This window comes from Rhizobium sp. N621 (assembly GCF_001664325.1).
GTDB lineage: Bacteria > Pseudomonadota > Alphaproteobacteria > Rhizobiales > Rhizobiaceae > Rhizobium > Rhizobium esperanzae.
On the sequence record NZ_CP013495.1, the window covers coordinates 758194 to 783227 of the forward strand.

Annotated in this window: 17 protein-coding genes and 1 tRNA gene; 13 read left to right on the forward strand and 5 right to left on the reverse strand. The window is 61.9% G+C overall.

The window, feature by feature from the left end; translation table 11 throughout:
- The first annotated feature begins 89 nt into the window (after window positions 1-89).
- The 4 genes from AMK00_RS03740 (at window position 90) to AMK00_RS03750 (ending at window position 6584) form a co-directional block, all read left to right on the forward strand.
- Entirely contained in the window at window positions 90-1271 is a 1182-nt protein-coding gene (locus AMK00_RS03740; RefSeq protein WP_064809614.1) for an NAD(P)/FAD-dependent oxidoreductase, read from the forward strand.
- A gap of 145 nt (window positions 1272-1416) precedes the next feature.
- Window positions 1417-1560, forward strand: a complete 144-nt coding sequence (locus tag AMK00_RS32385) for a hypothetical protein (protein WP_164517756.1) — start codon at window positions 1417-1419, stop codon at window positions 1558-1560.
- Window positions 1561-1873: 313 nt separating this feature from the next.
- Window positions 1874-4405: a methyl-accepting chemotaxis protein gene (locus AMK00_RS03745; protein ID WP_064800719.1), complete on the forward strand. Its 2532-nt coding sequence runs from the start codon at window positions 1874-1876 to the stop codon at window positions 4403-4405.
- Window positions 4406-4736: 331 nt separating this feature from the next.
- A complete protein-coding gene (locus AMK00_RS03750) occupies window positions 4737-6584 on the forward strand; it encodes a methyl-accepting chemotaxis protein (RefSeq protein WP_064811634.1) in 1848 nt (615 codons plus the stop codon).
- Here AMK00_RS03750 and AMK00_RS03755 read toward each other — a convergent pair.
- The gene (locus tag AMK00_RS03755) at window positions 6557-6811 is read right to left on the reverse strand and encodes a hypothetical protein (RefSeq protein WP_064809615.1); all 255 of its coding nucleotides are present in this window, start codon (window positions 6809-6811) and stop codon (window positions 6557-6559) included. The genes AMK00_RS03750 and AMK00_RS03755 overlap by 28 nt on opposite strands.
- A gap of 89 nt (window positions 6812-6900) precedes the next feature.
- On the opposite strand from AMK00_RS03755, the gene AMK00_RS03760 reads away from it, so the two are divergent.
- On the forward strand, window positions 6901-7770 hold the full coding sequence (locus AMK00_RS03760) for a LysR family transcriptional regulator (protein ID WP_064809616.1): 870 nt from the start codon (window positions 6901-6903) through the stop codon (window positions 7768-7770).
- A gap of 103 nt (window positions 7771-7873) precedes the next feature.
- Here AMK00_RS03760 and AMK00_RS03765 read toward each other — a convergent pair whose 3' ends face one another.
- Complete coding sequence (locus tag AMK00_RS03765) at window positions 7874-8110, reverse strand: SMc00767 family acetate metabolism repressor (protein WP_064800722.1); 237 nt, start codon at window positions 8108-8110, stop codon at window positions 7874-7876.
- Window positions 8111-8131: 21 nt separating this feature from the next.
- Window positions 8132-9421 carry an isocitrate lyase gene (aceA, locus tag AMK00_RS03770; protein WP_064800723.1) on the reverse strand — a complete coding sequence of 430 codons (1290 nt, stop codon included), beginning with the start codon at window positions 9419-9421 and terminating at the stop codon, window positions 8132-8134.
- 191 nt (window positions 9422-9612) lie between these two features.
- On the opposite strand from aceA, the gene AMK00_RS03775 reads away from it, so the two are divergent.
- From AMK00_RS03775 to AMK00_RS03795, 5 genes are all read left to right on the forward strand, one after another.
- Window positions 9613-11022 (forward strand): helix-turn-helix domain-containing protein, encoded by a 1410-nt coding sequence (locus AMK00_RS03775; protein WP_064809617.1) that lies wholly within the window; start codon window positions 9613-9615, stop codon window positions 11020-11022.
- A 125-nt stretch (window positions 11023-11147) separates the two neighbouring features.
- Window positions 11148-12245, forward strand: a complete 1098-nt coding sequence (locus AMK00_RS03780; RefSeq protein WP_064809618.1) for a polyamine ABC transporter substrate-binding protein — start codon at window positions 11148-11150, stop codon at window positions 12243-12245.
- A 203-nt stretch (window positions 12246-12448) separates the two neighbouring features.
- Window positions 12449-13591: an ABC transporter ATP-binding protein gene (locus AMK00_RS03785; protein ID WP_064809619.1), complete on the forward strand. Its 1143-nt coding sequence runs from the start codon at window positions 12449-12451 to the stop codon at window positions 13589-13591.
- A 4-nt stretch (window positions 13592-13595) separates the two neighbouring features.
- Complete coding sequence (locus tag AMK00_RS03790; RefSeq protein ID WP_064809620.1) at window positions 13596-14507, forward strand: ABC transporter permease subunit; 912 nt, start codon at window positions 13596-13598, stop codon at window positions 14505-14507.
- A 3-nt stretch (window positions 14508-14510) separates the two neighbouring features.
- Complete coding sequence (locus AMK00_RS03795; RefSeq protein WP_064809621.1) at window positions 14511-15329, forward strand: ABC transporter permease; 819 nt, start codon at window positions 14511-14513, stop codon at window positions 15327-15329.
- A gap of 28 nt (window positions 15330-15357) precedes the next feature.
- Here AMK00_RS03795 and AMK00_RS03800 read toward each other — a convergent pair whose 3' ends face one another.
- Window positions 15358-17250, reverse strand: a complete 1893-nt coding sequence (locus tag AMK00_RS03800) for an AsmA family protein (protein WP_064809622.1) — start codon at window positions 17248-17250, stop codon at window positions 15358-15360.
- A gap of 246 nt (window positions 17251-17496) precedes the next feature.
- Between AMK00_RS03800 and AMK00_RS03805 the strand changes: the two genes are divergently transcribed.
- Complete coding sequence (locus tag AMK00_RS03805; RefSeq protein ID WP_064809623.1) at window positions 17497-19449, forward strand: acetoacetate--CoA ligase; 1953 nt, start codon at window positions 17497-17499, stop codon at window positions 19447-19449.
- Window positions 19450-19739: 290 nt separating this feature from the next.
- Here AMK00_RS03805 and AMK00_RS03810 read toward each other — a convergent pair whose 3' ends face one another.
- Entirely contained in the window at window positions 19740-23492 is a 3753-nt protein-coding gene (locus AMK00_RS03810) for an ATP-binding protein (RefSeq protein ID WP_064809624.1), read from the reverse strand.
- A 213-nt stretch (window positions 23493-23705) separates the two neighbouring features.
- Between AMK00_RS03810 and AMK00_RS03815 the strand changes: the two genes are divergently transcribed.
- Together AMK00_RS03815 and AMK00_RS03820 are read left to right on the forward strand one after the other, a co-directional pair.
- A complete protein-coding gene (locus tag AMK00_RS03815) occupies window positions 23706-24155 on the forward strand; it encodes a phasin (RefSeq protein ID WP_011424084.1) in 450 nt (149 codons plus the stop codon).
- Window positions 24156-24285: 130 nt separating this feature from the next.
- Window positions 24286-24362 (forward strand) — tRNA-His (locus AMK00_RS03820).
- The last annotated feature ends 672 nt before the right edge of the window (window positions 24363-25034 follow it).

Here is a 25034-nt window from a genome sequence, read left to right on the forward strand (position 1 = left end):
CCGGAGTTTGCCAATTGGCGAGAGGTTGAGAATGTTGACTTTCACCCTTCGATGGAAAAGAAGACGCCGGTTGGATCGGGGAAAAGAGTTTGCAGCACAAGAGCGACGTCATCGTCATCGGCGCCGGAGCCGCCGGCATGATGGCGGCCATTCGCGCGGGCAAACGCGGCCGCTCGGTCGTGGTCCTCGACCATGCGAAGGCGCCTGGCGAGAAGATCCGCATATCGGGCGGCGGCCGCTGCAATTTCACCAATATCCATGCCGAACCGAAGAATTTCCTGTCCGCCAATCCGCATTTCTGCAAGTCGGCGCTCGCCCGTTTCACGCCCGCCGATTTCATCGCCATGGTCGACCGACACGGCATTGCCTGGCACGAAAAGACGCTCGGCCAGCTTTTCTGCGACGACAGCGCCAAGGACGTCATCCGCATGCTGCTCGATGAGATGGGCGCGGCCGGCGCGGCGCTGCATCTCGGCACCGAAATATCCGGCGTCGAACGGAGGGAGGCGGACTTCCGCGTCTCCACGGGCGAAGGCGTCTTCGAGGCATCCTCTCTCATCGTGGCAACCGGTGGTAAATCGATCCCGAAGATGGGCGCCACCGGCTTTGCCTATCGCCTTGCCGAGCAGTTCGGCCTGGCCGTGCTCGAAACCCGCCCCGGCCTCGTGCCGCTGACGCTCGATCCCGGCCTGCTCGCAAGCATTGCGCCGCTTGCCGGCATTTCGGCTCTGGCCGAAATCCGCCATGGCCGCACCGCCTTCCGCGAAGCGCTGCTGTTTACCCATCGGGGCTTAAGCGGCCCCGCCATCCTGCAGATCTCCTCCTACTGGCGGGAGGGCGATGAAATCGTCGTTGCGGTCGAGCCGGATATCGACATATCAGCGCATTTGAAGGCGGCAAAGCAGCTGAATGGCCGCCAGTCGGCCCAGACAGCTCTCGGCGATATCCTGCCGAAGCGGCTGGCCCAGTTTCTCGTCGAGCGTGAAAAGATCGCCGGCAACATGGCCGATCTGCCCGACAAGGCGCTGCAGCGGCTGGCCGCCAGCGCCCAGACCTGGATCGTCAAACCGTCCGGCTCAGAAGGTTATCGTACCGCCGAAGTGACGCTCGGCGGCATCGATACGGCAGCGCTCGATTCCCGCAGCATGGAAACAAAGACCGTTCCCGGCCTTTATTTCGTCGGTGAATGCGTCGACGTCACCGGCTGGCTCGGCGGCTATAATTTCCAATGGGCCTGGGCCTCCGGTTTTGCCGCTGGCGAATGCGCATAGAAATATCCGGTATAACGATTCAAGACTTCTTAAGAGAGGTGCGCCATCCTGTCTCAATTGCCGGCTCACAAAGCTTTCCCCAAATTAAGCTTTACCGGCAGGCCTTTTTGTTGGACTGTTGTGTCATAAGAGTGAGGTTTCGAGCATGAATAGAAACGCACGACGCGCCCGCGCCATCGCAATCGCCCAGACAAAACCCGACGCCCGCACGACCACCCTGCGATATCTGATGCTTGCAGCCGGCGCGACTGCCGCCAGCCTGGCGCTGCTGCTCGCCCACCTCATCTGATCCTGCCCGCCCGTCTGAAAGCAAACTTGCCGGCTCCCGATCGCGACACTGCGGCCGCGCGGCGTATAATTTGCAATTATTTCACCATCTTGGCTTAAGTCACCATTGCCGCTTATCTGAAAATTAATATCTAATCTGACACAATCGCCGCGATTATTTGGGCGTTTCCAAGTCTGCTTGGAACATGAACCGGCAATGACTGCCGCCTGGCCTCCAGGTTCCCCGATGGAAATAGAATAGTTCGATGTGCACTCGGCTGGCGCGCCTTATGGCTGCCCGCGGGAGGAGTAGTGTATGAAAGGCCCGGAACGCCATGTTGATTGACAAGATTCTTTCCCGTTTCAGGATCAAGACCAAGGTTTTGATCTTCGTTCTGCCCTTTGTCGTCACCATTTCGGCAGTGGGCTTGACCGGCCTTTACGCATCCGGGCTTCTCCAGGGCCGCATGGAAATATCCAACAGCGTGCTGCAGTCGCTGAGCGGGTTCAAGGATCTCTACGGTTCGATGGACGATTTCCTGCGCATCACGAGCCCGCAGGCGCGCGACCAGCTGCTGTCGGATCTGAAGACCCAGCAGGGCGTGCTCGACCAGACGCTGGATCAGGTCGGAGAAGAGGCCGCCGGCCGTGACAGCCTTGCCGAGGCATCGCGCCGCACCAAGGATATTTCGGGCGTCGTCGACAAGCTCTGGACGCTGCACGAGCAGGAGCAGAAACTGCACGAGCAGATCGACGCAGCGCAGAAGAGCCTGATCAGCACCCGCTTCACGGTCTCCTATCAGGCCGATGAACTGCAGACCGCGCTTCAGCGCGACGAAGGTGCCGCCACCATCACCCTGCGCACGGCCGACCGTCTGCTGAAGGGCGGCGATTTCCTCGGCAGCGTCGCCAGCGGTTACAGCAAGCCGCAGACGCCTGAGGAAAAGATCGCCTACATCAAGGAACAGCTGCCGGAGATCATGAAATCTCAGCGCCTGATCGCCATCTCGGTTCCGACCAACCAGAAGAATGTCATCGACTCGCTGGCTGCGACGATCGACAGCATCAAGACGATCGCTGAGATGCCCAGCCCGACGGAGGAAAACATCACCGAGCTCGGTCGTCTCGTGTCCCGCTTCCGCCAGACCTCGACCTATACGCAGCTGACCGCGACGCAGAAGATGCGTGAGGCGACACAGCGTTTCGCCGAACTTGAAGGCCGCATCGCCCAGACCAATTCCGTCCTTCAGGATACCCGGCGTCTGGAAAACTCCGTCTATGCGCTGCAGATCGTCCTTTCCGATTTCCTCGCCAATTCAAGCAAGGAAAATCTCGTCCGTCTGCAGCAGCAGACCGGCACGCTCGGCAAGGACATGGAGGTGCTGACCACCAGCGCCAAGGGTATGGGCTTTGCCGAAGGCATATCGGACGCGATCAAGCCGGCGCTCGATGCCATCTCCGGCGGCGGTTCGAAGATCGTCGATACGATCGGCGAGCGCGTGACCGCCTATGCCGCGGCGCGACAGGAGCTCGATGGGATCTGGAAGAAGCTCACCGATTTCGCCGAACTGCAGAAGCAGACGGCTGGCACCGAGCGCACCCAGGCAAACAGCATCTCCGTCATGACCACCGGCCTCGGCATCCTTCTGTCGATCCTCGGCGGCATCGCCCTGGTACTGACGCTGCAGCGCCCGATCAGTCAGATCACCGGCGCCATGCGCCGCATCGCCGAAGGCGCGCTGGATACCAGCATAACAGGCGAGCAGCGCCACGACGAAATCGGCGACATGGCCCGGGCGCTTGGCATCTTCAAGGAAAATGCCATCTCGAAGATCCGCATCGAGGAACAGAGCGATGAAGAGCGCGCTGCCGCCGAACACGAGCGCCAGCGCAACGATGCCGAAAAGCGCGAGATGGACCGCCAGATCGAATTCGCGGTCAACGCGCTTGCGGCCGGCCTCGAGCGTATGTCGCAGGGCGATATCTCGACGACGATCGAAACGCCCTTCATTGGGCGTCTCGAACAGCTGCGTCAGGATTTCAACGGTTCGATGCTGCGCCTGCAGGCGACGATGAGCCAGATCCGCGACAACGTCGAATTGATCCAGGGCAACGGCAACCAGATGGCCCGGTCGGCCGAGGATCTTTCCAAGCGCACGGAACAGCAGGCCGCTTCGCTCGAAGAGACCGCGGCTGCCGTCGATCAGATCACCGTCACCGTCCGCTCGTCGGCCGAACGCGCCAAGGATGCCGACCAGATCGTCCGCCAGGCCAAGCGCAGCGCCGACGATTCCGCCGTCGTCGTCAGCAATGCGATCGACGCCATGGGCCGCATCGAGGAAGCCTCGCGTCAGATCGAGCAGATCATCGGCGTCATCGACGAGATTGCCTTCCAGACCAATTTGCTGGCGCTCAACGCCGGCATCGAAGCGGCGCGCGCCGGCGAGGCCGGCAAGGGCTTCGCGGTCGTCGCCATGGAAGTCCGCGAACTTGCCCAGCGCTCCGCCGCCGCCGCGCAGGAGATCAAGGGTCTGATCAACAAGTCGACCAACGAGGTCAGCTCCGGCTCGCAATTCGTCCAGGAAACCGGCACGGTGCTCGCGAAGATCAGCGCCCAGATCGTCACGATCAGCCAGCATGTCGAGATGATCGCCCGCGCCAGCCACGACCAGTCCAACGCGCTGCAGAGCGTCAACTCGACGGTCAATCAGATGGACCAGATGACGCAGAAGAACGCCGCCATGGTCGAGGAGACGACCGCTGCCAGCCGCGAACTGGCCGACGAGGCCGACGCGCTGCGCCACCTCATCCAGCAGTTCAAGATCCACGGCGAGGCGGCCGAAGCCCAGGTCTACCGCGCCGCCTGATTGGCGACGCTTCAAACGGCCCGTTTTTCCGGCGCTCGGACCATTGACAAACCCGTCGATATTCTCGGCGGGTTTTGTTTTGTTGATATTGAAGCAAGGAGAAGGCCTTCAGGCATCAGCGATCAGACCAATCGAGGGCGCTCAGTTTAGCAGGCTGTTGATCGTTCCGGCAGCCAGGCCAAACAGCATTTTTTCGATCTCGTCATGCGGTAGGCTCAAGATCTTGGCTATTTCTGCCTTGGTCATTCGACGCCGCCAGAGGACCAGATTTACGGAAAATTTTCCTTAATGCTTTTCCTTTAATTTAGCCTCGTTGCCGCCGGAGGTTTCGATGCTGCGCCTTTTCTCTACATCTATCGTCCGCCAGATCGTTGCGATCACGCTGTTTCTGCTGGCGATCAGCACGGCCGCCATCGTCGGCGTGACCTATTACAATCTGAGCCGCCATGTGATGGGCGGGGCCGTCTCCGACGCCAGGGACGCGACCCGCGCGATGGCCGTCCTCTACGGTGCTGCCGATCAGGCGGCAAAGATCGAGATGAAGGACAATCAGCTCGCAGCCGTCACCGAAGACGCCATTCCGGCCCTTGCCGACCATTCACTGGTCGACCGCACGGCGCAATCGATTGCAGGCGTAGCGACGATCTTCCAGAAGCAGGGCGGCGACTATGTCCGCATCTCGACCAATCTCAAGAAGGAAAACGGTGAGCGCGCGGTCGGCACCAAGCTCGCCGCCGATCATCCCGCCCAGCCGGTTCTCGCCAAGGGCGAGGCCTATTATGGTCCGGCGCAACTTTTCGGCCGCAACTTCATGACCGGTTATTTCCCGATCAAGAGCGCATCGAACGCCAATGTCGGCCTTCTCTTCATCGGCATCCCGATGGAAGTCTACTACGAACGCCTGAATGAGCTGCAGATGCTGGTTCTCGGCGTCGGCCTCATTGTCATGCTGCTCGTCGGCGTTCTCGCCTATTATACGATCCGCCTGTCGGTGCGGCCTCTGCAGGCGCTGACCGCGAGCGTCCACTCGATCTCCTCGGGTAATCTCGAGGGAGATATTCCATGCGCCGAGAAGCAGAATGAGTTCGGTGAAATCGGCCGGGCCCTGGCGCTCTTCCGCGACAGCGCCCGCGCCAGGCGCGATCTGGAGACGCAGGCGGCCGAACAGCGTGCCTTGAGTGATGCCGAACGCGCCCGCAACGATGCCGACAAGCGCTCGCTCGACAGCCAGATCGATTTTGCCGTCAGCCAGCTTGCAGCCGGTCTCGGGCGCCTGTCCCAGGGTGATGTCTCGCAAACGATCGGCACGCCCTTTATCGGCCGGCTGGAACAACTGCGCGTCGATTTCAACGCATCGCTGCTGCGGCTCCAGGATACGCTCTCCGGCATCCGCGACAGCGCCTCGACGATCCAGCGCAACAGCGGCGCCGTTTCGGCATCGGCCGGTGAGCTGTCGAAGCGCACCGAGGCGCAGGCGGCGAGCCTGGAGGAGACTGCCGCCGCGGTAGAGGAGATTACTGTTACGGTTCGCTCCTCCGCCGAGCGTGCCCGCGAAGCCAACAATGTCGTGGCCGCAACCAAGAAGACGGCCGACAATTCCGGCACCGTCGTCGGCGATGCCGTCGCCGCCATGGAGCGTATCGAAGGAGCCTCGCAGCGGATCGAACAGATCATCGAGGTGATCGACGACATCGCCTTCCAGACCAATCTTCTGGCGCTGAATGCCGGCATCGAGGCGGCGCGGGCCGGCGAGGCCGGCAAGGGCTTTGCCGTCGTCGCCCAGGAAGTCCGCGAGCTCGCCCAACGTTCGGCCGATGCGGCGCGCGAGATCAAGTCACTGATCGAGACGTCGAGCCGTGCGGTGACGGTCGGCTCGGAACTCGTTCAGAAGACCGGCAGCGTTCTTGCCTCGATCAGCCAGGAGATCATCGCGATCAGCGGCCATGTCGAGACCATCGCCACCGCGAGCCGTGATCAGTCGGCCGCGCTGCAAGAAGTCAATGGTTCCGTGAACGCCATGGATCAGATGACCCAGAAGAACGCGTCGATGGTTGCCGAGACGACGCAGGCAAGCCGCCTGCTTGCCGGCGAGGCCGATACGCTGATGGCGCTGATCGAACGCTTCCGCATTGGCGCCGAGCCCGCCGCCGCTCACCGCGGCGCAAGGAAAGTCGCCTGAGGAACCCGGCCGCGACTGCCGCAGGATTGAGCCGCATCTTTGCGGCGCCTTGCTTTTGACACTGCGCGCTTGAGCATGAGGTCGAGCGAGGTCAGCCAGGCGGCGAAGCGAACGATGCCGCTGTCTCCGAACTCGGCATAGAACCGGTCTTCATCTGCCTTGGAGCCGCTTGGCTTGCCGGAGTGCCGGTATCCGTGGACGCCGGCGATGGTGATCATGTCGATCATGGCGATGTCCTTTCTGTGTTAGACATCGCTTCATTTAGGCTTCAAAGTTCTCTTCATAAACGGGAAGAATCCAGCTATGTTTTTCACCGATGAAAAACGCGAACTGGGATTCCTATCAGCTTTTCCTGCAGGTCGCCCGGCTCGGCGGCTTGACGGGAGCCAGTGCCGCAAGCGGGCTCAGCCCCGCGACCATCGGCCGGCGCATGCTCGATCTCGAACAGGAGGTCGGCCGCGCATTGTTTTCGCGCAGCCAGACGGGATATCGCCTGACTGGGGATGGCCAGGCGCTGCTCGATCACCTTCAGGAGATGGAAGCCGCCGCACGCAAGGTGGAAGCCTGGCGGCAATCGGGTGAGGGCGGCACGACGGTCAGGATCACCGCCGGCACCTGGGTCGCCTGGCTGTTGACGGAGAATTTCGCCGCAATCCGCATGCCGGGCGATGCCTTCGCCATTTCACTCACCATCGGCGAGGCGCGGGCAAGCCTTGCCTATCGCGAGAGCGATATCGGCATTCGTGCCTTCGAGCCGGAGGAGGGCAACCTTGCCGCCCGCCAGCTCGGGGAGGTGGCCTATGCGGTTTATAGCAGGCGCAACGCCGCCGAGCCGGACGAGCGCTGGATAGCGGTCGGCGAGGAGGAGGCGATCTCGGCCTATCTGCGCTGGCCGCATAGCTACGCTGCGGCCGGAATTGTCGCCACCGTCAATCGGCCGCGTTCACTGCCGGACCTGGTGCGGGCCGGCGCCGGCAAAACAGTGCTTCCCTGTTTCGTCGGCGATCTTCATCCTGAATTGCAGCGCCAGGGCGGCGAATTGCCGGAACTGCGTCACCGTCAATGGATCGTCATGAATGCCGAAGACCGGCACCGTCCGGAGATCCGCACTGTCGCCGACCGCATGACCAAGCTCATCCGAAGCTATGCCGATCTCTTCGCCGGCAAGCGACCGAGCCGCGGCTGAGGCCGACGGCGGAAGACTGAAAGGCGCCCGCGCATTCTTTCGAGGCGCGGACGCTGTGATCGAGGGCAGACAGAGCGGTGTGCCCGGGCTGCCGCCTATTTTGTCAGTGCCGGTTGGTGACGACGACCGGGATCAACAGGTCGCCCCAGTTGCCGTCGCCGCCGTGGTGACGGGCCGAGCGCACCAGTTCGACCGAAACCCCGGCCTCGACGGCCTTCATGACGGATTGGTTCAGCCGATGCAGGTCGTTGGCGAGCATGCGGATCGTCGTCTGCTGATCCTCGCTCATGCTCGATGCCTGCTCCTCGGCCCGTTCCCGGACGCGTGCGATGGATGCCATGATCTTATCCTCCTCTTCTGCTCATTCCGCAGCCGGTTTGAACTGCGCATGTTCGGTTGAATCGTGCATTGCCGTGGTCGAAGACCGGCCGCCGGTGATGGCGAGCGACACGGCGTCGAAATAGCCGGTGCCGACCTCGCGTTGATGCTTGGTGGCGGTATAGCCGTTCGCCTCTGCGGCGAATTCGGCCTGCTGCAGCTCGGAATAGGCCGACATCTGCCGCTGCTTGTAGCCGCGCGCCAGCTCGTACATGCCGTAATTCAGCTGGTGGAAGCCGGCGAGCGTGATGAACTGGAACTTGTAGCCCATCGCGCCGAGTTCGCGCTGGAACTTCGCGATCGTCGCCTCGTCGAGGTTCTTCTTCCAGTTGAACGACGGCGAGCAATTATAGGCAAGCAGCTTGCCGGGATGGACCTTGTACACACCCTCGGCAAAACGCCGCGCCTGCTCCAGATCCGGCTTGGAGGTCTCGCACCAGATCAGGTCGCAATGCGGTGCATAGGCGACGGCACGGGCGATGCAGGGCTCGATGCCGTTTCTGACCTGGTAGAAGCCTTCGACCGTACGCCCGGCATCATAGTCGACGAAGGGCTGGTCGCGCTCATCGATGTCAGAGGTCAGCAGTTTTGCCGCTTCCGCATCGGTGCGGGCGATGACCAGCGTCGCCACGCCCATGACGTCGGCGGCAAGCCGGGCGGCGTCGAGATTGCGGATATGGGCGGCCGTCGGGATCAGCACCTTGCCGCCGAGATGGCCGCATTTCTTCTCCGAAGCGAGCTGGTCCTCGAAATGGACGCCCGCCGCACCCGCCTCGATGTAGGCCTTCATGATCTCGAAGGCGTTGAGCGGTCCTCCGAAACCGGCTTCCGCATCGGCAACGATCGGGGCAAACCAGGTCTCGATGGAAAGGCCATTGCCCTCTGCGGTCTCGATCTGATCGGCCCGCTGCAGCGTGCGGTTGATGCGCTTGGCAAGTTCCGGCCCGGCATTGGCGGGATAAAGCGACTGGTCGGGATACATCGCCGATGCGGTATTGGCGTCGGCCGCCACCTGCCAGCCGGAGAGATAGATCGCCTTCAGCCCGGCGCGCACCATCTGCATGGCCTGGTTGCCGGAGAGCGCGCCGAGCGCATTGACGAAGTCTTCCTGATGAATGAGCTGCCACAAGCGATCCGCCCCCATTTCGGCGAGCGTATGGCTAAGCGCCACCGAGCCTCTGAGCCGCTGCACGTCAGCGGCCGAATAGGGCCTTTCGATACCGTCGAAGCGGCCTGCTGGTGCGTTTCGGACAAGTTTGTAAAAATCGGTCATGCCGCTCTCCTCGCTGAAAACCGTCACTGTGTTGGTGAATGACAAGATTGACAATTTTCTCTGGTATGGCCAGGAAAACCTTTGATTTTTGGATCGGAAAGAGGTTAAGATGACGAGGATTGACAGAGGGGCGCTGTGAATTTGTAAATGTTTGTAAATTGCGCGCTCCTGTTCTTTGTCAAAGGTGTGACATGGCGGAACGGAAAATTTTCGCAGGCCCTAAACTGCGGCGCATCCGCAATGCGCTGGCGCTGACGCAGACCGCCATGGCCGAGGCGCTGGAGATTTCGCCTTCCTACCTGAACCTCATCGAGCGCAACCAGCGGCCGTTGACGGTGCAGCTGCTGCTGAAGCTCGCGGCCGTTTACCGGATCGATCTGGAGGAGTTGCGGGGACAGACCGGCGGCAGCCTCGGTCAGCTGAAGGAGATCTTCGCCGACCCGCTGCTTTCAGGTGAACTGCCCGGTGACCAGGAATTGGTGGAGGTGGCCGAAGCGGCGCCGAATGCCGCGAGCGGCATGATCAAGCTTTATCGCGCCTATCGGGAACAGGCTGCGCGGCTGTCCGATCTGACGGCGCTGATGGCGGCCGAAGGGCATGCGCCCGTTGCCGCCGGCCGGCTGCCGCTGGACGAGCTGCGTGAGACGCTGGAGCGCCGATCGGGCTATTTCGGACGGATCGAGACCGCGGCGGAAGCCTTTGCTGCGACGTTGCCCGGCGGCCTCGATATGGCGGCGGGGCTGAAGGACTGGCTGCGCGCCGAACGCGGCATTGCGGTGCGCGTCCTGCCGGTGCACGTCATGCCGGATCTGCGCCGCCGTTTCGATCGTCATTCGATGCGGCTTTTCATTTCGGAACGGCTGTCGCCGGCCGATCGTGCGCACGAAATCTCAGTCGAGGTCGCGAGCCTTGCCTTGCTGCCGGCCATCGATGCCGAGCTCGACGATCTCTCGCTTTCTTCCGCCGAGGCGCGCCGCATCGCCCGCTTCGAACTTGCCCGCATTGCGGCCCTGGCGCTGGCAATGCCCTACGAGGCCTTCCTGTCGGCGGCCAAAGCGACGCGTTACGACATCGATATTCTTCGCGCGCGTTTCGGCGTCTCCTTCGGGCATGCGGCAACGCGTCTGACGATGCTGCAGCGACCCGGGGCGGCGACCATCCCCTTCTTCCTCATCGAGATCGACGCGGCCGGCCACCGGCTGCGGCGAGCCGGCGCGCAGGGCTTTCCGCAGGCCCGTTTCGGCGGCGGCTGTCCGAAGCTCAATATCCACGCCGCCTTCCTGCAGCCAGGCCAGATTCTCGCCGAGACGGTGGTCATGCCGGATGGCGCATCCTTCCTGACGGTCGCCCGCACCCTGGAGGGGCCGAGCGTCGAATTCGGCGAAAGGATCAGACGCACCGCGATTCTGGTCGGCTGCGACGCCGCTCTTGCAGACGGCGTGGTCTACGGGCAGGCAGCGGCGCTCGATCCGGTTGCGATCGGACCGGCCTGCCGGCTTTGCGAGCGGCGCGGCTGCCTTTCCCGCGCCGAGCCACCGGTCACGCGGCCGCTGGGGCTCGACGAGATGGTGGCGGGCCTCAGCGCCTTCGATTTCCAGTAATCATGAAATGATTGAAGGCGCATTTTTTTGCGCTTGTGGGGTTAGAAATTCCTTCTTAGTCTGCGGGCAAACCAGAGGGAAGAGATGCCCGCGCATGCGGGCTCTTCGAACAAACAGGAGAAGTCATGAGGTCAACCATCGCAACCGTGACGGCCGCAGCCATCGCCGCGCTCCTTGCCGCCGCGCCGGCCGTTGCGCAGGAGCGCGTCGTCAACGTCTACAACTGGTCGGATTATATCGACGACAGCATTCTTGCCGATTTCACCAAGGAAACCGGCATCAAGGTCGTCTACGACACATTCGATTCGAACGAGACGGTGGAAACCAAGCTGCTTGCCGGTGGCACCGGTTATGACGTCGTCGTTCCCACCGCCGACTTCCTGCAGCGACAGATCCAGGCGGGTGTCTTCCAGAAGCTCGACAAGTCGAAGCTGCCGAACCTTTCCAACATGTGGGACGTGATCCAGCAGCGCACCGCTTCCTATGACCCCGGCAACGAGTATGCCGTCGATTACATGTGGGGGACCGACGGTATCGGCTACAACGTCAAGAAGGTCGCTGAAATCCTCGGGCCTGATGCCAAGCCCGGTCTCGAAGTGATTTTCGACCCGAAGGTCGCCGAAAAGTTCAAGGACTGCGGCATCTACGTGCTCGACACGCCGAAGGACGTGATGACCACGGCGTTGCGTTATCTCGGCCTCGATCCGAACTCCACCAAGGCCGAGGATTTCAAGAAGGTCGAGGCATTGCTGGCGGCGGTGCGCCCCTATATCCGCAAGTTCCACTCCTCCGAGTATATCAACGCCCTTGCCAATGGCGATATCTGCATCGCCTTCGGCTATTCCGGCGACATGCTGCAGGCCCGCGACCGCGCGGCCGAAGCCAAGAACGGCGTCGAGGTCAATTATTCGATCCCCGTGCAGGGCGCACAGATGTGGTTCGACATGATGGCGATCCCCGCCGATGCCAAGCATGTGGCCGAAGCGCATGAATTCCTGAATTACCTGATGAAGCCCGAGGTGATCGCCAAGGCGAGCGACCACACCTTCTATGCCAACGGCAACAAGGCCTCGCAGCAGTTCGTCAGCAAGGAAGTGCTGGAAGATCCGGCCGTCTATCCGACGGACGAGGTGATGAAGAACCTCTTCACCGTCAAGCCGTGGGACCCGAAGACACAGCGCACGGCGACGCGGATCTGGACGAAGGTCGTGACCGGCCAGTAAGTCGGTACCAGGCCCGGACGGAAACGTCCGGGCCTTTCAATTGCCGGCCTAGAACAGAATGATTTTAGGCCCGGTCGGCCTAAAACCTGAATCCTGTTCTAAATTGAAGAGTTAGAGCATGATGTCGCCCGAAAACCGCTCACACTTTTCGGCATCATGCTCTAGGCGGAGGCCGGCTGAAACTTATATTCTCGGGGAATATTATGAAATCTTTGGGCAATATCCGCCGCGCCTTCGCACCCTGGACCGATCCGTCTGCAAAACCATTCATAGCCTTCAAGAATGTCACCAAGCGCTTCGGCAATTTCACCGCCGTCGATGATTTGTCGCTGAACATTTATCATCGCGAATTCTTCGCGCTGCTCGGCGCATCCGGCTGCGGAAAATCGACGCTTCTGCGCATGCTCGCCGGCTTCGAGCAGCCGACCTCGGGCGAAATCGTCCTCGATGGCACCGATCTCGCCGGCACGCCGCCCTACAAGCGGCCGGTCAATATGATGTTTCAGTCTTACGCGCTTTTCCCGCATATGACCGTCGAGAAGAATATCGCCTTTGGCCTTAGGCAGGACGGCATGCCGAAGGACGAAATGACTGAGCGCGTGACGCAGATGTTGAAGCTCGTAAAGCTCGAGCAGTTTGCCTCACGCAAACCGAACCAGCTCTCCGGCGGTCAGCGCCAGCGCGTTGCGCTCGCCCGCTCGCTCGCCAAACGCCCGAAAGTGCTGCTGCTCGATGAACCGCTCGGCGCGCTCGACAAGAAGCTGCGCGAGGAAACCCAGTTCGAACTGATGGACCTGCAGCAGACGCTCGGCCTCACCTTCGTTGTGGTCACCCACGATCAGGAAGAGGCGATGACCATGGCCGACCGCATCGCGGTCATGAGCCACGGCAAGGTCGTGCAGGTGGCAACGCCGGCCGAAATCTATGAGGCGCCGAATTCCCGCTTCGTGGCCGATTTCATCGGCGACGTGAACATCTTCGACGGCAAGGTGACGACGTCGGCAACCGGCGCGGTCGAGATATCGGTCGAAAGCGGCTTCACCATCCGGACTACCGCCACCGAGGCGCCGGCGATCGGCAGCACGGTCGGTTTTGCCATTCGTCCGGAGAAGATCCGGGTGATGCGCACCGCCCCTGCGAACGCCTCGGTCAACGCCGCAAAGGGCGAGATCTGGGATATCGGCTATCTCGGCGACATGACCATTTTCCACATCAAGCTGCCGAGCGGCAAATTCGTCAGAGCCTCTTCCCTCAACGCGCAGCGTGCCGTCGAAGACCCTTTCACCTATGATCAGGACGTCTGGGTTTCGTTCGATGAGAATGGCGGCGTGCTGCTGAAGGATTGAGGCTATGGAAACCTTCGCATCTCGCCTTTACAACCGCCTCGTCATCATCATCCCCTATGCCTGGCTGCTGCTCTTCTTTCTGGCGCCGTTCTTCATCGTCTTTCGCATTTCCCTGTCGACGACGGCGATCGCCATCCCGCCTTATGAGCCGGTCTTCTCCTTTGCCGACGGCTGGGCTGGTTTCTGGAGCAAGGTTGCGACTTTCTCCTTCGACAATTATAGCTACCTCGTAGACGACCCGCTCTACTTCAACGCTTATCTCTCGAGCGTCATCATAGCGGCGGTCTCGACCTTCCTGATGCTGCTGATCGCCTATCCGATCGCCTATGGCATGGCGCAGGCCCCGCGGCGCATCCGCCCGACGCTTTTGATGCTCGTCATCCTGCCGTTCTGGACGAGCTTCCTGATCCGCGTCTACGCCTGGATCGCCATCCTGAAACCCGAAGGGCTGCTGAACCAGCTTCTCCTGTCGCTGCATGTGATCGACAGCCCATTGATCATTCTTAATACCACCACCGCCGTCTACATCGGCATCGTCTATTCCTATCTGCCCTTCATGGTGCTGCCGCTCTATTCGGCGCTCGAAAAGATGGACGGCACGCTGATCGAGGCAGCGCAGGATCTCGGCTGCACGCCGACTCAAGCCTTCTGGCGCGTCACCTTCCCGCTGTCGATCCCCGGCGTAGTTGCCGGCTGCATGCTGGTCTTCATCCCTGCCGTCGGCGAATTCGTCATTCCCGATCTTCTCGGCGGTTCGCAGACGCTGATGATCGGCAAGACGCTCTGGAACGAATTCAACGCGAACAGAGACTGGCCGGTCTCCTCGGCGGTCGCAACCATCCTGCTCATGATCCTGGTGATCCCGATCGTCTTCTTCCAGAATGCGCAGGCCAAGGCCGAAGAGCGGGGGAAGTAAGCCGTGCTGAGATGGACCCGTTTCAACATCATCTCCGTCGTGCTCGGCTTTGCCTTCCTCTACCTGCCGATCGTGCTGCTGGTGGTCTTTTCCTTCAACGAATCGAAGCTCGTGACCGTCTGGGGCGGCTTCTCCACCAAATGGTATGTCTCGCTGCTCTCGAACCAGGCCCTGCTCGACGCCGCCTGGGTGACGATCCGCGTCGGTCTGCTGTCGGCCACCTTCGCGACTATCCTCGGCACGATGGCGGCGCTGACGCTGGTGCGCTACACGCGCTTCGGCGGCCGCATGCTCTTCTCAGGCATGGTCTATGCCCCCCTCGTCATGCCTGAAGTCATCACCGGTCTGTCGCTGCTGCTGCTCTTCGTGGCGATCGGCCTCGACCGCGGCTTCTGGACGATTACGCTGGCGCATACGACGCTGACCATGTGCTTCGTCGCCGTCGTCGTGCAATCACGGCTCTTGAGCTTCGATCAGTCGATCGAGGAAGCCGCGCAGGATCTGGGCGCGCCGCCGGTGCGGACCTTTTTCGAGATCACGCTGCCGATCATCTCGCCGGCGGTGTTTTCGGGCTGGATCCTGGCTTTCACGCTGTCGCTCGACGACCTCGTGATTGCAAGCTTTACCTCCGGCCCCGGCGCAACCACGCTGCCGATGAAGATCTATAGCCAGGTGCGCCTTGGGGTGACGCCCGAGATCAATGCGATCTGCACGATCCTGATCGCCATCGTCGCGGTCGGCGTTATCTGTGCATCCGTGATCACCAAGCGGCGCGAAGTGCAGCGCGAGCGCGACGAGCGGGCGGCCGCCGCCGGCGCCTGAGCCCCTGTCCTATTGGGCGCAAGGCTCTTTATTGCGCGTGGGGCGTGCCGCCGAAAAGCGGAACCGGCGAGATCACCGGGTTCGGCCATGAGCCGCCGACGAAGAACGGCAGAAGCGGTAGCTCTGCCGCCTTGGCCGGATCGGTTGCCTCCAGCGAACCGGAAAGCGCCAGCCCGTTCGACTGATAGGTGATCACGCCGGAAAGCGCCAGCGTCTGCGTCGGCCCGATGACATGGGCGTCATGGATTTCGGCAGAGCCGTTGGCGAAATCGGCTTGAAGGTCCATTTGGTTGAAGGCGAAGGCGCCGCCTGCTGCGGCACTCAGCGGAAAGAACGGTTTTTCGGCGGCCTGCGTCCTGAGCGCGCCGGTGTCAACGCCGGCAATCGTGCCTTCCCTCGTCCAGAAATGCAGTTTGCCGGTGACGTCGGCAAGACCGGCCGTCCAAATCGCCTTCGACGACTGCAGGTCGAGATCGAGCGATCCCGTCGCAAGCGGCAGCGGTCCTTTGAGCTGCAGACGCTCGGCAAGGCCGGCGAAGTCGGCATCGCGGATCGACAGCTGCAGTTTGCCGCCGCCGTCGAAGTCGCGCCGCGTCGCCTCCAGATGCGCCGTCATTTCGCCGCCTTCGAAGCCGCTGTCACCGATGTCGAACTTCGCCTCGCCGCCGGTGACGATCATGCTGGCGCCGACATCGGAAAGCTCGAAGCGGCCCATCTCAGCGCGCCGCGCCGAAAGCCTGACGTCGACGTCGAGCAACTGCAGCGGTTCGCTGATGCCGGCGGAGATGTCATCCGCCTCACCGGCCGCCAATCTCAGGGCGAAAGCATCAAGGAACGGCTTCAGGTTCATCTGGTCGAAGGCGAGCGTGCCGCCGATCTTCGGCCGTCTGCCGGCCCTGGTCGAAAGGTCCATCACGCCAGTGGCGCTCGCCTCGTTCAGCGACAGGCTGAGATCGTTGAAACGCAGCCCGCTGCCCGACGACATGATGTCGGATTCCAGCGAGGCGCTCTTCAGCGTGCCGACGCCGGGGAGCGATCTGCCCGACCATGTCAGAAACGCCGGCACATCGGGAATGCTGACGGCGATATTGCCGGACAGCGCCGAAAGGCTGGCGATGCTGGCGATCCCTTGAAAACGGGCCGTCAGCAGGTTTGACGTCAGCGATGTCCGCGTCTCGGCGCTCTTGCCGGCAAAGGCGAGCAGCGGCTGGCGCGAGGCGAAATCCACCTTCAGGTCCACGCCGTTGATACGAGCGATCACGACAGCCGAGATCGCGCCGGAGAGCCGTGGCCAGCCAATGTCGGCTGTGACGCTGTCGAAATTGTAAGTCTTGGCGCTCTTGACATCGGTGACGGCAAGCGTGCCGTCCTCGACGGTCACCGCACCGATCTCGGCATCGAGAGCGGGATCGAGCATCTCAGCCCCGTTTTCGTAGCGCACGCCGCTGATCGCGCGCGCAAGCAGGCCGGCGTAACTCCAGTCTATCAGGCCATTCTCGTCACGCGTCAGCGCCAGGTTGGGCCGCAGCAGATGGAATTCGTGGAAACTCGTCCGGCCTCTCAGCGCATCGATGAGGCTGAAATCCGCCGACAGGCTTTCAATGCTGCCGAGCAGCTTGTCGCCGCTTTCGCGCGGCTGGCGGATGGTGACCTGGTTCAGCGTGATGCGCGGCGTCGGCCAGAATTCGAGAACCGGAGTGCCCTTGATCTCAGCATGGTAGCCAGTCCATTTCGACAGCGCATCCTCGATGCCGGAGCGCACGAAACCGGTCGTGATGAGATAGGGCGCTGCGACCCTGAGGGCCACGAACAGTGCAAGCGCGATGAGCAGAAGCAGTGTCGACATGCGGGCAAAGGCCGGAAGCCAGCGCGAAACGGGCCCGATCTTCCTGCGCCACCTGCGATGTCTAGACGTACCCATGATCTCCGCCGGTTACCGGTTATGCGCTGATTTCGCCCGATATATGAAATATCCGGCCTATGCAAATCCAATGCATGTCGCCCGGAAGCGTGCAGCGGTTCCGGGACAATGACATCATAAAACGAAGAGCCGACCGCGTCGCATGAATCCGGTTTATGCCAGCGGTTTAGGTTTGGGATCGGGCAGTTGCGCACTTTATAATGCAATGCAGCATGATATAAAGACGGCATTGGGGAGGAGGAATGAATGCAGGATAATAAGCCACTATGGGTGCCCTCGGCCGAGGCGGTCGCAAGAAGCCCGATCCATGCCTTCATCGAGCGCTGCAATGGCGAGTTCGGGCTTTCGCTTTCGGGCTTCGACGATCTGCATGCCTGGTCGGTTGCCGAGCGGGAGAAGTTCTGGTCGACCGTCTGGGATTTCTGCGGCGTGAAGGGAGAGCGCGGCGCAGAGGTCCTCGTCGACGGCGACAGCATGCTCGGCGCCCGCTTTTTTCCCGACGCGACGCTGAATTTCGCCGAAAACCTGCTGCCCGGCCGCGGTGAGGCCGACGCCATCATCTTCCGCGGCGAGGACAAGGCCGAAGACCGTTGGTCGTGGGATCGGTTGCGCGCGCTGGTCTCGAGGCTGCAGCAGGCCTTCGCGGCACTCGGCATCGGCAAGGGCGACCGCATCGCCGCCATGATGCCGAACATCCCGGAGACCGTCGCCGCCATGCTCGCCGCCGCCTCGATCGGCGCCATCTGGTCATCCTGCTCTCCCGATTTCGGCGAGCAGGGTGTGCTCGATCGCTTCGGCCAGATCGGCCCCCGGCTCTTCATCGCCTGCGACGCCTATTGGTACTCCGGCAAGCTGCAGGATGTCGGCTCCAAGGTTGCGGCAGTGGCGAAAAGCCTCGGTGTCCCCACGATCGTCGTCCACTATGCCGGCGATGCCGAGGCGGTGGCGGGCAAGACATCAGAGGCTTCGACGCTGGAGGCCTTCATTGCGCCCTATGAGGCCAGCGAGATCGTATTCACGCCGCTTGCTTTCGGCCATCCGCTCTACATTCTCTTTTCCTCGGGCACGACGGGTGTACCCAAATGCATCGTGCATTCGGCCGGCGGCACACTGCTGCAGCATCTGAAGGAGCACCGTCTGCATTGCGGCCTGCAGGCGGGCGAGAAGCTCTTTTACTTCACCACCTGCGGCTGGATGATGTGGAACTGGCTGGTCAGCGGCCTCGCCAGCGGCGCCACGCTCTGCCTGTTCGACGGCTCGCCCTTTGCACCTGACGGCAATGTGTTGTTCGACTATGCCGAGGCGGAAAAATTTGCGATTTTCGGCACCTCGGCAAAATATATCGATGCGGTGCGTAAGAGCGGGCTGACGCCGCGCAAAAGCCACGATCTCTCAAGCCTTCGGTTGATGACCTCCACCGGCTCGCCGCTGTCACCGGAGGGTTTCACCTTCGTCTATGAGGGCATCAAGCAGGACGTGCAACTCGCCTCGATCTCCGGCGGCACCGATATCGTTTCCTGTTTCGTGCTCGGCAATCCGCTGCAGCCGGTCTGGCGCGGCGAGATCCAGGGTCCTGGTCTCGGCCTTGCGGTCGACGTCTGGGACGATGACGGCAAGCCGGTGCGCGGCGAGAAGGGCGAACTCGTCTGCACCAAGGCCTTCCCCTCCATGCCTGTCATGTTCTGGAACGACCCAGATGGCGCCAAATATCGCGCCGCCTATTTCGAGCGGTTCGACAATGTCTGGTGCCACGGTGATTTTGCCGAATGGACGGAGCATGGCGGCCTCGTCATCCATGGCCGCTCGGATGCGACGCTCAACCCCGGCGGGGTGCGCATCGGCACGGCCGAGATCTACAATCAGGTGGAACAGATGGACGAGGTGGCCGAGGCGCTGTGCATCGGCCAGGAGTGGGATGACGACGTGCGTGTCATCCTCTTCGTCCGCCTTGCCCCTGGTGTGACGCTGACCGAGGATCTCGTCAAGGCGATCAAGACGCGTATTCGCACCGGCGCGTCGCCGCGCCACGTGCCGGCAAAGATCATCGCGGTAGCCGATATACCCCGCACCAAATCCGGCAAGATCGTCGAGCTTGCAGTGCGTGAGGTGGTTCACGGCAGGCCGGTGAAAAACCAGGAGGCGCTCGCCAACCCCGAAGCGCTGCGGCTCTTCGCTGATTTGAGCGAACTGAGGGACTGATAAACAATCGTAAACCACAAGCTTTCACCATTCAGCAATGCCCTGTCATGGAAACATTTCGTTAAGAAACCTTTGTCAAAGGTGAAACAACTTGGGGGCCGCACATGAACGAGGCGGCCTGAAGCCTCCGGGCTTACGAAACATGACGTTGATCGACTGAGCTCTTGTTGAACAGCACCCATTCAAGGCAGCCTCTGGCTGCCTTTTTTTTGCCTGCCGTCCAGCCTTCAGGCGGCTCCGCTCCGTCGATAGGGATCAGCCTTCAGGCGGCTCCGCTCCGTCGATAGGGATCAGCCTGCCAGCACGCGCTGCGACGGGAATGTGATCTCGACGAGCGTGCCTTCGTTCGGCGCCGAATTGATCGAGAATGTCGCCCGATTGGCATCCACCATCGCCTTGGTCAGCGGCAGGCCGAGCCCGGTGCCATCGCCGCGATGGCGTGACTGGGTCGAGGAGACCTGGCGGAACGGCTTCATCGCATGATCGAGTTCGGCGCGCGTCATGCCGATGCCGGTATCGCGGACCCTCAACACCACGCTGCCATTCACCTCATAGGAGGTGGAAACGACGATCTGTCCGCCAGACGGGGTAAAGCGGATGGCGTTCGACAGGATGTTGAGCGCGATCTGCTTGATCGAGCGCAGATCGGCTACGACCTCGGGCACCGAATGCGACAGCGCCGTGCGGATGATGACGCGCTGGCCGTTCGCCTGCGGCTGGACGAGGGCGACGGCCTCCGAGACCGCCTCGTTGAGGCCGACGGCGGCGAAGTCAAGATCCATCTCGCCCGCCTCGATCTTCGAAATGTCGAGGAGATCGTTGACAATATCGAGGACGTGCCGGCCGGAGCGGCCGATATCGTTGGCATATTCGATGTAACGGGGATGGCCGATCGGACCGAAGCGCTCACCCGCCATCATGTCGGAAAAGCCGATGATTGCGTTGAGCGGCGTGCGGATTTCATGGCTGACGCGCGCGAGGAAATCGGTCTTGTGGGCGTTGGCGGTTTCAGCCGCGCCCTTGGCGTTGCGCAACTCGTCCTCGGTGCGTTTCCACTGGGTGATATCGCGGATGACGGCGCAATAGCCGTTCGAGGAGGTAAGCCGGCCCATCGTCATGAACAGCGGCACGAAGCCGCCGCCGGCCTCGCGGCCGATCACTTCGCGCCCGTCGTTCAGCACGCTTGCCACGCCGTGGCCGGCAAGGCCGTTCAGATAGTCGAGGACCGCTTTTTGGCTCTCATGGGCAAACAGCATGACGAAGGGTTTACCGCGCGTCTCCTGCTCGTCGTAATTGAACAGCGCGCTCGCCGACCGGTTCATCGAACGGATATCACCCTCGGTGCCGATGACGACCACGCCATCGGTCGCCGTTTCCAGGATCGAGCGCAATTCCTCCACTTCGACCTGAAGCTTGGCGACCTTCTCGACCATCCGTTCCGGACGCGCTTCCGACCGGCCGGTTTCGGCGCGGGCGTCTTCCTTGCGTTCCACCGGCATCAGCGCCAGCATCAGGGCGTTGGCATCTTCCCAGCGCACCGATTGCAGCCGCGCAGTCACCGGTATCAGCGTGTCGTCGGCCTTGACGAGCATCATGGTGCCGGAACCGGCTGCCTTTTCCTCAAGTTCGCGGCGCTGCAGCAGGGCTTCGATACCGCCGACCTCACGCAGCGCGTCGAGCGAGTGGTAGCCCGTCAGCCGCATGAATTCGGGATTGGCATGGATCAGCGCATCGCCGACATGGATAAGCACCGCGACGGGCAATTGATCGACCGTTCCGGCCGAAAGCCCGTCAATCATCTTCACGCGCGGCGGGATGAAGCTTGTGAGAACCTCAATCTGGCTGACCGTCTCCTCGAGCCCTTCCGTCGCCTCGTCCTCGGCGATGGCGTCGGGCTCTTCAGCGGCGTCTTCGCGCAGCGGGTCGACCGCGTTCTCGAAGATTGCCTCCTGCGGCGCCGTCTCCTCGACCGAAGCGGCGTCGACCGTAGCGGCGGGCGTTTCGCCGGTGATGGCTTCGGGCGCCGCTCTTTCTTCAAAGGACACCGCTTCCGTGGCGGTAGTGCCCGTCGGCGGGGCGTCGGGCTCTTCCCTGCGGGCGCCGAAGGCTTCCAGGCGCTTGGCGATTTCGCGGAAGTTCGCCTGTTCGGCGGCCGTCAATGCGGCGCCTGTGCTGTGAAGCTGTACGACCTTGTCGGTGGAACGGCGATTGGGCGTTTCCACGATGCGAAGCGGCGGGGGTTCGTCTGCAGCATCGGCCGCCGGCGCTTCACCGGTGCTCTCCTGCATCTCTTCGGCGGCGCTCTCCCGGGCGGGCGGCTCGAAGCCGGCCTCTTCTCCGGTCGCTTCGAAAGGCGTCTCTTCGGTCTGCGGGTGGTCCTCGATCGCGTCCGCCGCGATCGTTTCTGCCGGGACCGCTTCGGGCGCGGCGTCAATGTCGTGTGCCGGTTCGCTGACAGCGTCGGCCGTCGGGCCGAGGCCTGCCGCATCATGGCCAACGCCGTTCGGGCCGAGCGTCAGACCGAGCGCCAGCGGATCTTCCTGCGCGTCGGAAAGCCTGACGACGCCGAAGCCGCGGAAGCCGTCGAAGTCGCGGTTGCGGGTATAGGTCGGCAGTGCGGCGAGATCGACCGGAACGACGAGGCTCGTGCCTTCGACCGGCCAGAGGATCGTCTTGCCCGACCATGTGTCGCGGCGCGCGAGGGCCTCGGAAATCTTGCCGTCGGGGTCGAGATTAAAGAGAGCGGCGATATCGCTGAAGGCGGAGCCGATGATGGCGGATGCATGCGGACCGACGGCCTCGGCAAATTCGTGGCTGACCTCGTTGAACCGGCCTTCCGCATCGATCTTCCAGACGAAGCGGGTGGCGCGGCTATTCGGCCTGAAGACGAACCCGGGCTCGGGCGCAAGCGACGGGGCAGGGGGCGCGTCGGAAGCTGCGATTGCTGCGACGGCCGGCTCTTCGCGCACGGCGTCCGGCGCCTCATCGAACGGCAGTTGGCCGGTCTCGGCAGGTGTCTCCGCCATCGCGGTCGCTTCCGCCGTCTGGTCGGCCTCATCCATGCCGCTCTCGGTCGCGCCGTCGTTCTCCGCCGCTTCGTCTGCGGCCGGATTCTCGTCGGCAACCGCCGCCTCTGCGGATGTGAGAGCCGCCTCTGCCGGATGTTCCCGGTCGTCAGCGATCTCCTCCAGCGTCTCCTCGACCTCTTCGATCCCCGAGACCGCATCGACGATCTCGCCGAAGCCGGTCGCCGTAGCCGCCTCTTGCCGAGGAAGCTCGGATGACGATGTGCCTTCTTCCCCCGCCGGCGCGTCAGCCGTCTGCGGCGGTGCATCGACTTCGTCGACTACGGGCGCATCGATCGGATCGAGATGACCGATCGCGGTTTCCACGGCAAAAAGCAGATTGAGCGCCGGCTCGTCGCTGAGCCTGCCGACCGCGGCCGGAAGATAACCCCTGCCGGTGGCGACCGGGCGCTTTACCAGGCGGTCGGGATGTGCGCCTGCAAGGTTGATCAAGGCCTTTGCGGTCTCGCCTGATATGGCGAGCGAGGCAAAGCCCGGCGAGGCCGCGATCACCTCGCCATTGGCGCCGATGACAGCCATATGCGTGTCGGGATCATCGAGTCCCTGCAGCATCTGGGCCGCCGCAGCGCCTGCCGTCAGCGGCCTTGCCGACACCGGCACGGAAAACAGAATGGCGTTCTCGCCCGATGAAAGCCGGATCAGTTCGGCGGCCGCCTGCACCTGCGCGCGCTGAAAGCCCTTGGCGACGCGGATCATCAGGCTTCTGTTGTCGCCGATATCGGCGAGCTGACGCGCCGCCGTTTCCAGCTGCCGAAAGGTGATGTCGGTGCGATCGACGCCCTGATCGAGCAGGTCATAGACCGCTGAATGGCTGAAAAGCTCCGCACCTGCGCCGTTTGCCCAGAGCAGGCGGGCAAGATCGGCTGAAAAAAGCACCATGGCTTCGCCGCGCGAAAAGCGTTCCCGCACCCGCGCATGCACGGCGATATCGATGAACGGATATTGGACTGCGGGCATGATCGAACCTTGTCGCTGTCGGCCTTCTAAATTAACGGCTTATTAATAACTGCAGGTCGCATGCCGGTCCAGAACAGCGGGGTGCTTTCAGCCGAAAGGGTTAACGACTTGTGCGCCGCACAATTTATGTTGCAATGCACAATAGAATGCCCTATATAGATGTCATTCGATGATCCCAGGCAGCAACTGCCTTAGCCCAAAGGAATGCGACCCATGGCTACCATAAAGACCGATGACGTTTTTTCAATCGCTTCTTTCGATCCCTCCAAGCTGGCTGAATCCTTCCGCGAATTCGCTGAAAAGGGCGCCCAGCAGTCGAAAGACGCCTATGCCAAGCTGAAGACCGCTGGCGAAGAAGCCGGCAAGACGCTCGAGGCCACCGTTCAGACGGCGCAGGCCGGCACCGTCGAGATCGGCCTGAAGGCGATCGACGTCCTTCGCGTCAACGCCGAAACCTCGCTCTCGCACATGGAAGCACTGCTCGGCGTCAAGTCCGTCGCCGAATTCATCGAGCTGCAGACCTCGTTCCTGCGCAAGCAGGCCGAGCTTGCCGTCGATCAGGCGAAGTCGATGCAGGAAACCACCAAGCAGGTTGCCGAAAAGCTCGCAAAGCCCTCCAAGGAAGCCGCCGAAAAGGCCATGGCGTCCTTCAAGGTCGCCTGATCGGTCGATGCCGATCGGAAACAAAAGGCTGGACCTCGCGTCCAGCCTTTTTGTATATTGACGAGGAATGGGACTTGAATTCATCCTCAAGTCCTCGTATGTGACCCCCGTCGCGTCAAACGTGATTCATGCGGTTGTAGCTCAGTTGGTTAGAGCGCAGGTTTGTGGCACCTGAGGTCGGAGGTTCGAGACCCCCCAACCGTACCATTTCTCCACGCGAACTCCCTGTCAGGCAAATCATTTCAGCTAACCTCATTTAGCCGAACATCATCGGTACGACGTTTAACCGTATCTGGAAATGATTTCCGCACCGAGGCCAGAGCGTCTTGCTGAAAAGCGCGGGCTTTACGTGTGGAATGGCAGACAAAGCCGCGCCTCCTGACAACAAGCAACATCCCGAAGGCAAAATGAGCGGCGCCTAAAGAGAGCCTAAGCTTCCGACGGCGAATTTGCTGCTTATTTACCACATCAACTCGAACATTTGAGAAGCACAACCAGTCCGTATGGTGCCATACCGCTGGGTGAGCTACGTATGCGGCACGCAGCAGCAGCGAGGTTCGCATTGCGACAATCCGCCACTCGATCCAGAACGATCCACCAACGCAAACAAAATTGCGAAAGATGCGAACCGCGAAGCCGACCCGCGGCAAGAGAGACGGAGACAACGTTCGGGGACGCCGAAACAATCCGGACCTCGATTTCCCGATAGCCTGGAGCCTTATTAAATTTCAGCAGATGACCGTAACTTCAATTTAAGTGCCGTCATGCGAGCAATTGCGAAGGTTCGGACGGGCAGAGCACAGGATCCTCGAATATGTCTTCTAGCCTTTGTTAGAGGTTGCGGAGGAAGCGCTTCATAAGCGCTAGTCGCCAAGATCA